This window comes from Nibrella saemangeumensis, from assembly GCF_039541915.1.
Classification (GTDB): domain Bacteria; phylum Bacteroidota; class Bacteroidia; order Cytophagales; family Spirosomataceae; genus Nibrella; species Nibrella saemangeumensis.
Window position 1 is genome coordinate 223,479 of the sequence record NZ_BAABHD010000032.1, and the last position, 14,377, is coordinate 237,855.

Annotated in this window: 14 protein-coding genes; 10 read left to right on the forward strand and 4 right to left on the reverse strand. The window is 48.9% G+C overall.

Features of this window, described 5'->3' with window-relative positions; all coding sequences use genetic code 11:
- Positions 1-10 precede the first annotated feature (10 nt).
- From uxaC to ABD949_RS17625, 5 genes are all read left to right on the forward strand, one after another.
- Positions 11-1,456 (forward strand): glucuronate isomerase, encoded by a 1,446-nt coding sequence (gene uxaC, locus ABD949_RS17605; protein WP_345245326.1) that lies wholly within the window; start codon positions 11-13, stop codon positions 1,454-1,456.
- Between the two features lie 11 nt (positions 1,457-1,467).
- Positions 1,468-2,514, forward strand: a complete 1,047-nt coding sequence (fbp, locus tag ABD949_RS17610; RefSeq protein WP_345245328.1) for a class 1 fructose-bisphosphatase — start codon at positions 1,468-1,470, stop codon at positions 2,512-2,514.
- Between the two features lie 83 nt (positions 2,515-2,597).
- Positions 2,598-3,947 (forward strand): Gfo/Idh/MocA family protein, encoded by a 1,350-nt coding sequence (locus ABD949_RS17615; protein ID WP_345245330.1) that lies wholly within the window; start codon positions 2,598-2,600, stop codon positions 3,945-3,947.
- 63 nt (positions 3,948-4,010) lie between these two features.
- The gene (locus ABD949_RS17620) at positions 4,011-4,445 is read left to right on the forward strand and encodes a nuclear transport factor 2 family protein (protein ID WP_345245332.1); all 435 of its coding nucleotides are present in this window, start codon (positions 4,011-4,013) and stop codon (positions 4,443-4,445) included.
- A gap of 298 nt (positions 4,446-4,743) precedes the next feature.
- Positions 4,744-5,271, forward strand: coding sequence for an RNA polymerase sigma factor (locus ABD949_RS17625; protein ID WP_345245334.1), 528 nt, complete (start codon positions 4,744-4,746; stop codon positions 5,269-5,271).
- Between the two features lie 24 nt (positions 5,272-5,295).
- On the opposite strand, the gene ABD949_RS17630 is transcribed toward ABD949_RS17625, so the two are convergent.
- From ABD949_RS17630 to ABD949_RS17640, 3 genes are all read right to left on the reverse strand, one after another.
- Positions 5,296-5,742 (reverse strand): hypothetical protein, encoded by a 447-nt coding sequence (locus tag ABD949_RS17630; protein WP_345245336.1) that lies wholly within the window; start codon positions 5,740-5,742, stop codon positions 5,296-5,298.
- Between the two features lie 162 nt (positions 5,743-5,904).
- Entirely contained in the window at positions 5,905-7,515 is a 1,611-nt protein-coding gene (locus ABD949_RS17635; RefSeq protein WP_345245338.1) for a hypothetical protein, read from the reverse strand.
- Positions 7,516-7,519: 4 nt separating this feature from the next.
- The gene (locus tag ABD949_RS17640) at positions 7,520-8,242 is read right to left on the reverse strand and encodes a hypothetical protein (protein WP_345245340.1); all 723 of its coding nucleotides are present in this window, start codon (positions 8,240-8,242) and stop codon (positions 7,520-7,522) included.
- Between the two features lie 143 nt (positions 8,243-8,385).
- Here ABD949_RS17640 and ABD949_RS17645 point away from each other — a divergent pair, with 143 nt between their 5' ends.
- From ABD949_RS17645 to ABD949_RS17665, 5 genes are all read left to right on the forward strand, one after another.
- Positions 8,386-8,709, forward strand: coding sequence for a hypothetical protein (locus ABD949_RS17645; protein WP_345245342.1), 324 nt, complete (start codon positions 8,386-8,388; stop codon positions 8,707-8,709).
- 396 nt (positions 8,710-9,105) lie between these two features.
- The gene (locus tag ABD949_RS17650; protein WP_345245344.1) at positions 9,106-9,447 is read left to right on the forward strand and encodes a PleD family two-component system response regulator; all 342 of its coding nucleotides are present in this window, start codon (positions 9,106-9,108) and stop codon (positions 9,445-9,447) included.
- 113 nt (positions 9,448-9,560) lie between these two features.
- Positions 9,561-11,915: a TonB-dependent receptor gene (locus ABD949_RS17655; protein ID WP_345245346.1), complete on the forward strand. Its 2,355-nt coding sequence runs from the start codon at positions 9,561-9,563 to the stop codon at positions 11,913-11,915.
- Between the two features lie 11 nt (positions 11,916-11,926).
- Complete coding sequence (locus ABD949_RS17660; protein WP_345245348.1) at positions 11,927-12,829, forward strand: DUF4249 domain-containing protein; 903 nt, start codon at positions 11,927-11,929, stop codon at positions 12,827-12,829.
- A gap of 239 nt (positions 12,830-13,068) precedes the next feature.
- Positions 13,069-13,629, forward strand: a complete 561-nt coding sequence (locus tag ABD949_RS17665) for an SGNH/GDSL hydrolase family protein (protein ID WP_345245350.1) — start codon at positions 13,069-13,071, stop codon at positions 13,627-13,629.
- Positions 13,630-13,648: 19 nt separating this feature from the next.
- Here ABD949_RS17665 and ABD949_RS17670 read toward each other — a convergent pair whose 3' ends face one another.
- Positions 13,649-13,903, reverse strand: coding sequence for a hypothetical protein (locus tag ABD949_RS17670; protein WP_345245352.1), 255 nt, complete (start codon positions 13,901-13,903; stop codon positions 13,649-13,651).
- Between the last annotated feature and the right edge of the window lie 474 nt (positions 13,904-14,377).

Here is a 14,377-nt window from a genome sequence, read left to right on the forward strand (position 1 = left end):
ACAGAATAAAATGAAAAAGCCATTTCTGAACGAAGACTTTCTGCTGCAAACCGAAACGGCGCGGGTGCTGTACCATGAGTTTGCCAAAGCAATGCCCATTATTGATTACCACTGCCACCTGCCGCCCGACCAGATTGCCGAAGACAGGCAGTTTGAGAACCTGACGCAGGTGTGGCTCTACGGCGATCACTATAAATGGCGGGCCATGCGTACCAACGGCGTGTCCGAACGTTACTGCACCGGCGACGCCAGCGACTCCGCCAAGTTCGAAAAATGGGCGCAGACGGTGCCCTATACCGTGCGCAATCCGCTCTACCATTGGACCCACCTGGAACTACAGCGCTACTTTAGCGTAACCGAGATCCTAGACGGTAACTCGGCCCGGCGGATCTACGAAGAATGCAGCGAGAAACTGCAAACCAGTGAGTACTCGGTGCGGAATCTGCTCCGCCGGATGAACGTCGAAACGGTCTGCACCACCGATGATCCTGTCGATTCGCTGGAGCATCACCTGAAAATTGCCGAAGACGGCTTTGCCATCGACGTACTACCTACCTTCCGGCCTGATAAGGCGATGGCGGTTGAAGACAGCGTGGCGTTTAATACATACGTGTACCGGCTCGAATCGGCATCTGGCGTATCGATCAGTACGCTGGACGATTTCCTGACGGCGCTGCGTAACCGCCACGACTTCTTTGCGGCTATGGGCTGCAAGCTGTCGGATCACGGTCTGGAGCAGATCTACGCGGAGGAGTACCGGGAAAGCGAAATTCAGGCGATCTTCACGAAGATTCGGTCAGGTCGGCCGCTGGAGGGCATTGAAGTGCTGAAGTTCAAATCGGCGATGCTGGTGTACCTGGCCGAAATGGACTGGGAAAAAGGCTGGACGCAGCAGTTTCACCTGGGAGCCCTGCGCAACAACAACTCCCGAATGCTGCAACAACTCGGCCCCGACACGGGCTGGGACAGCATCGGCGATTTTTCCCAGGGCCGGGCGCTGGCTACCTTCCTCAACCGGCTGGATACCAACGACAAACTGGCCAAAACCATTCTGTACAACCTGAACCCAACAGACAATGAGCTAATGGCGACCATGGTCGGTAACTTCAACGATGGCTCGGTAGCAGGTAAGGTGCAATTCGGCTCCGGCTGGTGGTTTCTCGACCAGAAAGATGGTATGGAGAAGCAAATGAATGCTCTCTCCAATATGGGCCTGATCAGCCGGTTTGTGGGGATGCTGACGGATTCGCGCAGCTTCCTGTCGTACCCGCGTCACGAGTATTTCCGCCGGATTCTGTGCAACCTGTTCGGCAATGACATTGAGAACGGCGAACTGCCCGACGATATGGCCTGGATCGGGCAGATTGTCCAGAATATCTGCTATGGCAACGCCAAAACGTACTTCGGCTTTGGCGCTCAGGTGAACACGGGACTTCCATTAATCGCTACCGTATAAATTTCTTTGCTATGGAGTCTGCTTCTATCCCTTCGTTAGCCCTGCCCGTCGGCGTCACGCTCGACCGGTACATCATGCACAAACAAAGCTCGTTTCCGTTTGCCACGGGGGAGCTATCGCAGTTGCTGCGCGACATTGCTCTGGCCGGAAAAATCATCCACCGGGAGGTAAACCGGGCCGGGCTCATCGACCTCACCGGTGGCATGGGTATCCAGAACGTGCAGGGCGAGAGCCAGCAGAAGCTGGATGTCATCGCCAACATCCGGTTCAAGCGTGCCTTGAAAAATGGGGGAGAGGCCTGCGCTATCATTTCGGAAGAGGAAGAAGACATCATTTACACCGGCAACCACCACGGCAAATACATTGTAGCCATTGACCCGCTCGACGGTTCCTCGAACATAGACGTTAACGTCTCCATCGGTACCATCTTCTCAATCTATCGGCGCGTAACGCCGGTGGGTACCCTGCCAACGATGGTGGATTGTTTGCAGAGCGGCCGGAAGCAGGTTGCGGCCGGGTATATCCTGTACGGCTCGTCGACCATTCTGGTGTACTCGACCGGCAGCGGGGTGAACGGCTTTACCTACGACAACTCCCTCGGCGAGTTCATCCTCTCGCACCCCGATATCAGCAGTCCGAAAGACGGCAGCATTTATTCCTGCAACGATGGCAATTGGGACATGTTTGATGAGCCGGTGAAAGCCTACCTGACCGACTGCCGCCGGAAACAGTACACCGCCCGGTACATCGGCTCCCTGGTAGGCGATTTTCACCGAAACCTGCTGAAGGGCGGTATTTACCTGTACCCGCCAACAGCTAAAAGCCCGCAGGGCAAATTACGGCTGCTGTACGAAGGCTTCCCGCTCGCCTTTCTGGCCGAACAGACCGGTTGCGTCGCCACCGACGGCGTGCAGCCCATTCTCGACATTGAGCCAACCAGCCTTCACCAGCGCACGCCCCTGTACATCGGTGCCCCGGTAATGGTGCAGGCGCTCAGCGGTTATCTGGAAGCTGGTCAGGATCTCCAGATCCTGACCGGTACTGTTGCAGATTTGTAATCTGCCTATCAGCCATTACTGTATTATCCATCATTGACCCCTACCAAATTAGCCATCCTTTACCAATGACAAACCCCAAACCCATGACAAACGAAGATTTCCTTTCCAGAAGAACCTTTATTCAGAAATCAACCCTGGCGGCCGCCGGTCTGGCTACGTTTATCGGACTTGACGCGCTTGGCCGCCCCCTGGCAAAGCGCAAAGTAGCGATGGTCGGTACCGGTCACCGCGGTACCAGTATGTGGGGTGTCCCCGTGATAAAAGAGTTTGGTGATATTGTCGAGTTTGTGGGCCTTTGCGATACCAACAAGGGCCGGCTGGAAACGGCGAAGAAGATGCTGAATGTCAGCTGTCCGACGTTCACCAACTTTGAAGAGATGATGCGGCAGACCAAACCGGATATGCTCATCGTGACAACCGTCGACGGTACCCACCACGACTTTATCATCAAAGGCATGGAAATGGGCGCCGACATCATCACGGAGAAGCCCATGACCACCGATGAGACCAAGTGCAAAGCCATTCTGGATGCCGAGAAACGAACGGGTAAAAAAGTGACGGTGACCTTCAACTATCGCTACTCTCCGCACCGCCAGAAACTATACGAACTGCTTCGTCAGGAGGTAGTCGGCAAGATTACCTCGGTCGATTTTCACTGGTATCTGGATGTCCGCCACGGGGCCGATTATTTCCGTCGCTGGCACCGGCTGAAAGAGAACAGTGGCTCGCTGTTTGTTCATAAGGCCAGCCACCACTTTGACCTGCTCAACTGGTGGCTGGAGTCGGAGCCGGAAACGGTATACGCCAACGCGGCCCTGGAGCATTACGGCAAAAATGGCAAGTTCCGCTCGACCAACTGCCGTCCGTGCCCGCACAAATCAGAGTGTAAGTTCTACTGGGACATTACCAAAGACAAACGTCTGACGGCCCTGTACGTCGACAACGAAAAGCACGACGGTTACCTGCGCGACGGCTGCGTGTTCAAGGAAGACGTCAACATCTACGACAAAATGGCGGCCACCATCCGCTACGCCAATGGGGTGCAGGTGAGTTATTCGCTGACGACGTATTCACCCTACGAAGGCTACCGCATTGCGTTCAACGGCACCAACGGCCGTATTGAAGCGTGGATTAAAGAATCCGGAGCCATGACGATGGAATCGTACGACGAGATCATGGTGTCGCATAATTTCGGTAAAGTCGAGTACATCAAAATTCCGCAGGCCGAAGGCCATGGCGGGGGCGATGCGCTGCTGCGCGACAAGATTTTCCGGAATCCGGCGGCTAAGGATACCTATCGCCAGTCGGCGGGTAGCCGCGACGGGGCCATGGCCATTCTGGTTGGCGTGGCCGCCCGCAAGAGCGTAGAGTCTGGGCAGGCGGTGAATATTGCAGATCTGACGGGGTTGAAGCCGCTGGCGGTGAAGTCGTGAGTAGTAGCGTAACGTTTTATGTGCTATTTTGCCGGTCCTAACCATTAACCGAACATGGTACACATGAAATCTATTTTCCAGATGCTGCTGGTAGCCGGTACGATGTTGCTGACCAGTTTTACGCTGACGAATCCTAAAGACGAGCAGGCGGTGGCGCAGGCTGTTGAGCGGCTCCGCAAAGCCATGATCGATCCTGATAAGGCAACGCTGGAGAGCCTTACCGTTCGCGAACTGAGCTACGGGCACTCCAATGGCTTAGTAGAAGACCAGGACGCTTTTATCCAGGCCCTGCTCAACAAATCATCTGACTTCGTAACAATTGATCTGACCGACCAGAAAATTACCGTTGTTGATAAAACGGCCTGGGTGCGGCACAAGCTGATGGCGGAAACGAAGAACAGCGGTACCCCCGGACAGGCTAAACTGAGTGTGCTGCTAGTGTACGTGAAGCAGAAGAACGACTGGAAGCTGATGGCCCGGCAGGCGGTAAAGATATAGGCTAGGCGCAATTGGCTCTTACAGGAAAGGCAGTCTTTGGACTGCCTTTTTTCTTGTCCGGTTTATGATGCAGGATGTTGAGGGGATTTTATTTGTGGGTGAGCAATACTGCATGTTATTCTTTTACTTGTGTATTTGTTTAGTAATTTAGTAAATCAAAAGTTTAAGTTTTTCGTATAAGTAAATTAAGAGTTATTTATTGTTTGACTTTTGTTTTTGTAATTTTATATTTATGCTTTTTAATGTATAAACATGGATTAATGGTAATCTGACGTAGCAATTTAACCTAATTGACAAAATGAAGTATACCTCTCCTGCCTCAAACCTTCAGCCTGCTTCTTCAAATGAGACTTACTCCTTTGAAAAGCTTTACAATACCTATGTAAAGCAGGTATATCGGCAATGTCTTTCCTTTACGAAAGACTCATCTCAGGCGCAGGATTTTACCCACGATATTTTTCTGAAAATATTTACAGGCTTACCTAATTTTCAATACCGGTCAGCCTTGTCTACCTGGCTGTTTGCGGTTACGCGTAATCATTGTATTGATCAGTTGCATGCCGCCCATCGCTCTGCCCTCAGTTCGTTAACGGAAGAAGTTGATTGCCCGGAGCCGGAGTCGGAAGAAGAATATTTTACCAGGTTACAACAACTGCTAAATGAACTTCCCCTTAGCGAGGTTCAGTTGCTGCGCTGCAAATATGAAGAGAAGCAAAGCATTAAAGAAATAGCCGATAGGTTAGGGCTGAAAGAGAGCGCCGTGAAAATGCGGCTGAAACGAGCTAAAGCTAAAGTACTGGCTTTGTACCTTCAAAAGAATCAGTAAAACAGTAGGGGCTGGGATCAGCCCCTACTGTTTGCTATACGCTACTAAGGTACCCGGCAAGGTGCCTTCCAGCGATTTGCCTAAATCCTGCAGGACTTTAAAGCCGTACCGGTACATAGTTGAATTCGGGCTGGTATACTGGATCGGGAACGAGGCTGGTGTGCCCTCAAAAATGGTTGTGAGCTGCCCAGATAAAACAATAACGCCGTTTGCTATTTTGATGACAGTGGCCACCTGGTAAGCCGGCTTTCTGTCGATCGGCTTTTCGTTGGTTTTAAAAAGCAGCGAGTCTCTGTTTTCCCGAAAGGTGTATCCCAAATCGGCAAGCTTGCCCCGAATCATTGTAAAGGCTTCTTCATCCGGTAAATTGGTTCTGACCAGAATAGTATTATCGCCCTTTGCCGGTGGTACCGTTTCCTGCGCATAGGTAGTCAGCGTTGTAAACACTAGAAGTAGCTGTAAGATTTTCATAACCGTGTAGTTTAAAGGTGTTCAATGGTGTTATAATCGGAGTACAAGATATATCATGCTTTTAAATTACTATATACCATTAAATAAATTCTGTTAACTAACTTCTCTGGCTTAATGCATTAACGTGTAAAGGGTGACTTACCACATATTCCTCAGCGGCACCTATTCACAGAACTCTTTCGTTTTTATTTTAATTAGATACTGGTACGTCCCCAGTTTGATACCAGGCTGATTGAATGAGTAGTATCCGGGTGCCGGTCCGGCTTGCAAATCATACGTCTTACCGGGTGTCAGATCGGTACTCGTAGTACTGAACGTTGTTTTACCAGACTCATACCGGATCACCGGTAGCATCTTCCAGGAGGTGGTACCGGTTTCCCGGAAGCGGGCATACAACTCCTGCGTGGGTAGTTTGGCGGCATTAATTTTCTTACACGGAAATTGCAACGTAATTGTTACAGCCTTCGGCGATGAGGTAACCGGCGGAACTGTTACGGGTTTAAAGGAGCGTACGTCGAGTATAGACTCCGTTTGTGAACAGGCATCATACGTGCCTGAAGTGACAACGGCCCTGCTTTCAGCGTCAAAAATCCTGAACTTCACGCGGGTATTCCGTTCCAGACCCCACAGGTTTATCACCTTACCATTATAGATAGCCGTATTGAAGGATTGAACTACAGGATTGGAGCCACCCTCCTGAATGACTTGGCATGTATACGTCACAGCTCCGGATGAAAACGCAGTAACCAGTTTAAAAGAAGGACCTGCATCACACAATTCCCGCGTGAAGGCAGCCAGCCAGATGGAAAGATGGGTGATCTCCGCTACGTATTCGAGCTGCCCCTGTTGCGTACGCTGCACCTGACCCGGCACCTCCTGCCGCCAGGTATTGGTCATGGCATCATAGCTAAACAGGGGAATCTGGTCACCAGCCTCAATTGGGCGATTCGTGATAGGGTTTACCAGACCGGGGGTGATGGCAAAGTTTAGCCGGACCGGTTTTGAGAATGTCTTCACGACCTGATAGGTGTTGCTGCTGAACAGTTCAAGGTTGACGGCCCCACCTATAGTGTGTATGGCCTGGCTACTGCCCCTCTGACCGGTAAGCATAATTGGGTGATCAAGGACTCCGTTACCGGGTAGCTCAGCGAGCGCTGTCGATTTCGTGCTTATGTCTAGTTGCCTGGCCTGCACCTGTAATGGTCCGCCAACAGGTTCTCCGGCCAGATCGTCTAAGCGGGTTCCCTGGGAAATGGTTATGGCGGATTGACCGATTGCCTGATTAGGTTGGGTGGGCGATTGTACCGTTATGGTTTCCTGAACTACGCCGGATGCAGTGCTTGCGGCTGTTTTCTCCGCCATCAGTTTGTTTTCCGCGTTGGTCGTTAATCTGAGTGATAGTGACCGGGTGTTATTATCGGTAAGCTGTACAGGCTGAATCAGCGTAGTGTACCCCTCGGCTTTGGCAACTACCCAGAATCGCAGAGGGCGAGACGGTGATGGTTGCGCTGTTTTATCTACCGACAGGTAAAGTACGCCATCGGCGGTCAACCGAAATCGCTTTGAGTTAACTGTTGTAGTAATCAGGCCGGCATCCGGCCCGACGATCCGGATGTTCACATGGGCCGGCATTTCGCCGGAAGACGTAGTAAAAAGAACCTCAGCAGCCACCGGACTGGGCGTAATAAACCGCAGCTCAACACCTTCAATTGGGTTTCGGCAGGCGCTGATCAGGCCAAACAAAACGATACCGATCGTATAAAGCTTTCTCATAGGTCTACAGAGGTGGAATTACATAGGTAAGCGCAATAGTCAACGAGGGCAAATACCGGTAACCGGCTATATTTTGCCTGATTTTGGGTAGTTGTTCCTGAATGGTTGTCGTTTCTAAAAAGCCTTCGTAATTGAGGCTTACATCGGGTGTTCCGAGGTAATAACAACCTAATTCTACGTTTACACCTATACGTCGGCGAGGAACAGGTCGACCAACGCCTAGGGCTGCGTAGCCGAGTACATGATGCCAGCGGACAGAAGCGTTGACAATACCGAGATCTTCAGCTTTCATCTCCAGCCCGCCAAACGTTATTTTATCTTTAGTGAGTAAGGTTACGCCCAAAGACGGGCGCCCCGTATAACCGCCCCCGGCGGCTATATAAAAAGGATACTGCCGGAGGGGATGCCATTTTAGAGAGGCTTGGGCGATACCGAGTACCAGGTCTGGATAAACAGTAAGCGATGAACCCTCTCCGGCGGCAACCTGAATCGTTTTTCGATACGCCAAGTAACTAACTCCCAGACGAGCGCTTAACCGATGTTGCGCACTTACCTGCTTCTCTGCCTGAAAGCCAATGCCGGCTGTGCTTAGCTGAACACCCAGGCGAAGTGTGCTTGACGGAAATCCGGCCGTTGGGGTAACCAGTTGACTCAAGGCAGGATAAATGCTGCTCAGCCCTGTGAGGATACAGCCTAATATACTCTGTTTTATGCCCATAGATGCCATATAAATAGTCGGTGAATTAAGCTGCCGGTAAATATACTATTGTGGTAAATAATAAAAAATATGTTACTGAAAATTATACTTGATAAACAAAAATATATACTTTGGTAGCTGAATTGTATTGTACTGGCTTACATCTTAAGGCAATGGAACAGAATGGAAAAATTCGCTATCTGACCCGCTTCGTAGTCTACACAGACACTACTCGTATGCAGGTAGTTCCGCTCGGGCAGGATGTATGGATTGATGATGAGACTCGTAAAAAGTTTACGTATGGTACTCAGCATCTATTGGGGCAGGAGGGCCACGCGAGTGAGCCTCAATCCTATGTAGTTGCCAACTGGCCGTTGATCAGAGCTGCGCCTGACCCGGCAAATGCGAAGGATGTAGTTCCTTTTATTTTGATTTGTCTGATACCTTCTTCTGTTTACCCTATGTTACCAAAAGTGACATTAGAAGCATTATTTTAAAAGTATAATTAATTTAAACTAAAAATCTATTTTAAGTGTACTTACCTATAAATAATTCATGGTTATTTTTCAACTAAGTATATGAATTTTCTAAGGTATTAAACTGCTTGCTTTTATCAAGTACTTGTATAAGAGAGTGTTATAGTAAATAAGTAGATTAATGATTAAAATTAAAGTATAGTTAGAGAGGTTACCTTTGGTTGGTATTTGCATACATTTAGGTGAGTATTTCTTGAGGTTTATATAAATTAAGTAGTTATATATTTACGCCAACTAATTGCCTCAATTATGAAAAATTCTACCACCATACTTGTGATTAATTGCTGTCCAAAGGAGCTGTCAAAAATTCAACAAAGCTTTAAACGGCAACAACTTAGCGTTGAAAGTTTGCAAACTATGTTTGATTTTCTGGTTGAGGATTACCTGAATCATCAGGAGGTGTCTATATCCTTTAGCCATATTCTGCTCGATCTGGATATGGGTTACCAGCCAGCTATCGATATTATATGTCTGTTGAGGAGGCATCGGCTTACCCGGCATATTCCGATTACCGTTTACAGTCAGTACCAAAGTGCCTGCATCGTTCGGCGCGTCGAAGAAAGTGGGGTTGATGCCTACCTGGTGAGATCCTTCAGTTGGGCTTATATGGCAAGGGTGTTCAGGGAAATTCACCTAAGAGTAAGTGAATCCGGGGAGTCAGACGGGCCTTCCGGCTATAAAAAACGGCTTGCTGCCTGATAAAATTTACTGTGTTCAATGACTAGCCACACATGACAGGAGTGGCTTCCGATAACGTGATCGTAATGTGCCGCGTAACCATCCTATTCCTATTTTTAGGGTTTACCTTTCGTTTGCTGGCACAAAGCCACTTTTCTGTTAGCGGGTATGTTGTTGAACAAAGCAGTCGCGAGGCACTGGCCGGGGTTAGTGTTTACATGCCCGGCACCACGCTGGGCACTACGACCAATGCATACGGTTACTATTCGCTGACCATACCCGCCAGGGATAGCGTTTCGCTGACGTTTTCCTTTGTAGGGTATCAGTCCATCACGTACCTGATCCCCCTACATCGCAACGTATTACATAATATAGCGCTGGCGACAAACAGCACCGATCTGGCCGAAGTGGTCGTTACGGCGTCTGGTGATCAGAAACGCGTAAGCGACAACGCTCAGATGAGCCAGATTGGCATACCTGTTCAGCAGATTAAGAACCTGCCGGCGCTGATGGGCGAGAAGGATGCTATTAAAATTATACAGCTCATGCCTGGTGTGCAGAAAGGCTCCGAAGGGAGTACCAGTTTGTACGTCCGTGGGGGAGGCCCCGACCAGAATCTGCTGATATTGGATGATGCCGTGGTCTATAACGGGCAGCATCTTTTCGGGTTTTTCTCCGTATTCAACGGCAACGCCCTGAAAAGTGTGGAGTTAATCAAGGGTGGTTTTCCGGCTCGTTACGGGGGGCGCTTGTCGTCGGTCGTTGAGATGAACATGAAAGAAGGCGACAAGCAAAAGCTGCACGTAGAAGGGAGTGTTGGGGTACTCTCTTCGACGGTGACGGTTGAAGGGCCCCTTCAAAAAGAGAAAGCTTCTTTTCTTGTAGCCGCCCGCCGGACGTATCTGGATGCCTTCGCCCAGCCTCTGGCAAAAGTTTTCAAGACCGAAGGCTTTGTCCCCGACTATTATTTTTACGACCTGAACGCCAAACTGAACTACCATTTTGGCCAGCGGAATAAACTGTACATCAGCGGTTACCTGGGCCGCGATGAGTACCAGAACCAGGAGCCCGAAACCAGCGGGAGAATTCTGAGTGCAGGATTAAACTGGGGAAACGCAGCCGCCACACTACGCTGGAACCATCTGTTTTCAGAACGTTTCTTTACGAACACTTCACTCATCATCAGCGATTACCGCTTTACCATTTCCCAGGAAGACCGCAATCCGGAAAGTACTACTCCGCAGGCCGTTTTCAAATTAAGTTACAACTCCGCCATCCGCGATATTACCCTGAAGCATGATGCCGATTTTTACCTGTCGCCAAAGCACATGGTGCGATTTGGTATAAAAAGTACGTACCACCGCTTTACCCCGGATGCCATTGTAATCAGAGATATTGCGGGGGGATTAGCCAAACAGGATGCGGAACCGATTGATGTTGTTGAGTCCGGCGTATATCTGGAAGATGCCTGGCGACCGGAAAGCCGTTGGCGTATAAATGGCGGACTTCGGTTGAGCCACTATCTGTACCGAAACAGACACTTCCTGAAACCTGAACCCCGGTTATCGGTAGCCTACCTGGTCCAGCCTGACTTATCGGTCAAGGCTTCATACGCGGTCATGAATCAGTACATTCATTTACTGTCGAATACCGGAACGGGTTTCCCCACCGACCTATGGGTGCCGACAACTAAGCAAATTAACCCTCAGCATTCGTGGCAGGCCGCTATGGGTATCGCCAAAGATTTTACGGAACAGGATCTGGCGCTGACGGTCGAAGGGTATTACAAAACCATGGAGAACATCATCAGCTACCGGGAAGGAGCCAGTTTTCTCCGGCTCAATACACTGCAATCGCCCGATAAAGCCAATTGGGAAGACAATGTTACGGCTGGCCGGGGCTGGTCGTACGGGACAGAAGTACTGCTGCAGAAAAAAACCGGTCGGCTATCTGGATGGATTGGGTATACCCTCTCGTGGACGCAGTGGCAATTTGCAGCCCTGAACGGAGGCCGTCCGTTTTTTCCGAAGTACGATCGCCGGCACGATGGCTCGGTAGTGGCGCTATATGCTATTAACCCCCGGATTACCGCGTCGGCAACCTGGGTATATGGTACCGGCAATGCCCTGACCGTTCCGGTCGGCCGGTACAGCGCCTATGCGCACAAGGGGTATGTATCGACCGAACCGGGTAAGGTTACCGTTACACCGTTCGATGGCGGATCGCATACCATCGATTATACCCGAAAAAACAGTTTCCGGGGAGAGGCGTACCACAGACTGGATGTTGGTTTGCAGTTCCGGAAGCAAAAGAAAAACTTCGAACGGACCTGGGAGCTGAATGTTTATAATGCCTACAACCACCGGAATCCATTCTTCTACGCACTTGGCACCAAAACAGTCGGTCCCAAACAAACACCCCTTACGGCACTTTATAAGTATTCGGTCTTCCCCATCATGCCATCCATCAGTTACCGCTTCCGCATTTAAGCCACCTCCCTATGAGAAGACTACAACTACTCTGCCTGCTACTTTCAGCCATAACCGGCTGTAGCCGGTTGCAACAGGAAGTGGCACCGGATGAACTCGTCAACCAGCCCGAAAAGTTGATTGTAGTCTGCTTTATTTCCCCGCAGGATACCTTGCTGACGGCCAAAGTAACCCTTACCCGGCCTATCCTGAGTTCCGATAATAAATCGACCGAAGTGACAAAAGCGACCGTGAAAATAGCGGAGGGCAGCCGGTCTGTTACCTTAGCCTATGATGCGAAGAACAAGTACTATAAGGCCAATGCCCGCCAGTTTGCAATTGAAGCCGGTAAAACCTATCAGATTACAGTAACTACCCCGGACGGTAAAAAAGCTGAGAGTACCTGTATGGTACCACAGCCGGTTACTGTCGCGCGTGTTCAGTTCGACTCACTAACCACTAATGTGACGAATGCCAATAAACGTTATTACGTTCAACTGCGTTGGCAGGACCCGGCCGGACAGAAAAACTACTACCGGACCACCGGACTCTTCAGGTACGTAAGCCGTCAGAATACCAGCGTGATTGCGCTCCAGCCTGTTTCGTTTGAAGGCGCCTACAACATGCAGGCATTGGTTACCGACAATGGTCTAAATGGTAAAATACTGGAGTCGGGGAGAGGCTATCTTGATACCGGAGGCACTTTGCTTCCGGCCAACGACACGTTCAGTAAACTTTACAGGGAGGCTACCGTTACGGTTTCACTGCTTCACACCGATGTAAATTACTACCAATACCATGAAGCGGTACAACGGCAGGATGCTACGGACGGGAATCCATTTGCCGAGCCTGTACTCGTTACAACGAACATCCAGTACGGCATTGGGTGTTTCGGAGCCTATAACCGATCGGTTGTTATGCTGAAGCTCAGATAAGGTTCCAAACTCGTACTCTTAATAAACAATAGAGCCTATTGATTAAAATATTTGTTACTAAAAAATAATAAAAGTAAATAAATATTATATTTGTTGGGTCTGTTAGCTGATAAATAGTTATGACACCCAAACGATATGTTCTCGTTCTGCTTTCAATTGTTACAGTGGGTCTGTTCGGCTGTACCTATTCTCCTGACATAAAGCCTTCTAATCAGTTCCCGTACAAACGAGTTGTTATATTGGGTGAGTCTTTAGCTGATAAGACATCGGTCGAAAGTTCCTGGGTAGATCTATTAACTGCAGCCATCTACGGTTCCGAGGTAATAGATCTCGCTACATCCGGGTACACTACGTTTCACCTGTTGCCCCATAAGCCATTTACACGTACAGACTTATCGCTGGTCGATACAGCCCGCAACATAACCAAAGCCATTGCGCTTAGACCAGACTGTATCATCATCGTTTTAGGCAGCCACGATCTTCGGCGTGGTTGGAATAATGATGCTATTGTCAACAACCTGGAAGAACTCCGGACTCAGACATCCATCGCCAATATTGATTACTACATTACGACATCGCTCCCGGTGGCAGGTCCCGAAGCGTTAACGGAACAGGTTCTTATTCAGAAGGAGCAGATTCTTCAATACTATGGTAAACAGGCTATTAACCTGTTTGACCACATGGCAACACCCGAAAGCCTTCCTGATCCAGAACTGTTCACAACGAGTCTTACTACGCTAAATGAAGCCGGGCATAAACGCGTATTCAGCCTGATTTGGCAGCAAGTAACCAGTCGGTGAGCAACGCCAGACAGGCTGTCTAGTCCAAATCAACGGCAATGAATCCTTTCAATCCCTCAGCAGTTCTCATCATAAACAGGTTTACGATTCGGTAACCCGTTTGGGGTATTGTAAACAATGCTTCCAGATCCGTTTCAGCGCCAGACGTAATCTCAATAAGTATCTCCTTCGGATCGGTGCCGCGGTGCTTGACCTCAATGGCGGTGTTCGGATTGCTGGCCTCCAATGCTTTTTTCAACGGGGTTACCAGGTTGAGCGTTTGACTGACAGTCATAACAGAAGGCTTTAGGTTGTTGAATAGTAACATAAATGTAAGAGTTGGTACATTATTTTTTTAGGTTTCGTCAGTGGCTCCACTCGTCATTAATTACGGTGTTAACTATTTGACTATAGAAACTAAAAAAGTAACATAACAAGTGAAAATTTTATGTAATAGTTATAATTAGGGTTGATAAATAAAAAAATTACCAATTATGGTTATAAAAAATAGCTTCTATCTACCTGCTAAAGGCCTGTAAATCTTCATATACTTAGTAAAATTCCCTAGTTTTTTGTACAAAATAAATGATGGATTTAATTATTATATGATTTTTTAAAAATTTTGCTTTTGTTACCAATAATAATTTGTAGTAAACAAAAAATTATCTAATTTTATATTAAAGGTTAGTAAAGAAGTCCATAAAGCACCCACTGAACAGATATGTATTTCCATCGACTAGTGCTCCAAACGCTCTATGAGGTCTGGCTT

Excerpts from the sequence above, each read along its gene's own strand:
- ABD949_RS17640 (WP_345245340.1), bottom strand. The coding sequence starts at position 8,242 with ATGGCATCTATGGGCATAAAACAGAGTATATTAGGCTGTATCCTCACA.
- ABD949_RS17670 (WP_345245352.1), bottom strand. The coding sequence starts at position 13,903 with ATGACTGTCAGTCAAACGCTCAACCTGGTAACCCCGTTGAAAAAAGCA.
- ABD949_RS17635 (WP_345245338.1), bottom strand. The coding sequence starts at position 7,515 with ATGAGAAAGCTTTATACGATCGGTATCGTTTTGTTTGGCCTGATCAGC.
- ABD949_RS17620 (WP_345245332.1), top strand. The coding sequence starts at position 4,011 with ATGAAATCTATTTTCCAGATGCTGCTGGTAGCCGGTACGATGTTGCTG.
- ABD949_RS17625 (WP_345245334.1), top strand. The coding sequence starts at position 4,744 with ATGAAGTATACCTCTCCTGCCTCAAACCTTCAGCCTGCTTCTTCAAAT.
- ABD949_RS17630 (WP_345245336.1), bottom strand. The coding sequence starts at position 5,742 with ATGAAAATCTTACAGCTACTTCTAGTGTTTACAACGCTGACTACCTAT.
- ABD949_RS17660 (WP_345245348.1), top strand. The coding sequence starts at position 11,927 with ATGAGAAGACTACAACTACTCTGCCTGCTACTTTCAGCCATAACCGGC.
- uxaC (WP_345245326.1), top strand. The coding sequence starts at position 11 with ATGAAAAAGCCATTTCTGAACGAAGACTTTCTGCTGCAAACCGAAACG.
- ABD949_RS17615 (WP_345245330.1), top strand. The coding sequence starts at position 2,598 with ATGACAAACGAAGATTTCCTTTCCAGAAGAACCTTTATTCAGAAATCA.
- ABD949_RS17645 (WP_345245342.1), top strand. The coding sequence starts at position 8,386 with ATGGAACAGAATGGAAAAATTCGCTATCTGACCCGCTTCGTAGTCTAC.
- fbp (WP_345245328.1), top strand. The coding sequence starts at position 1,468 with ATGGAGTCTGCTTCTATCCCTTCGTTAGCCCTGCCCGTCGGCGTCACG.
- ABD949_RS17650 (WP_345245344.1), top strand. The coding sequence starts at position 9,106 with ATGTTTGATTTTCTGGTTGAGGATTACCTGAATCATCAGGAGGTGTCT.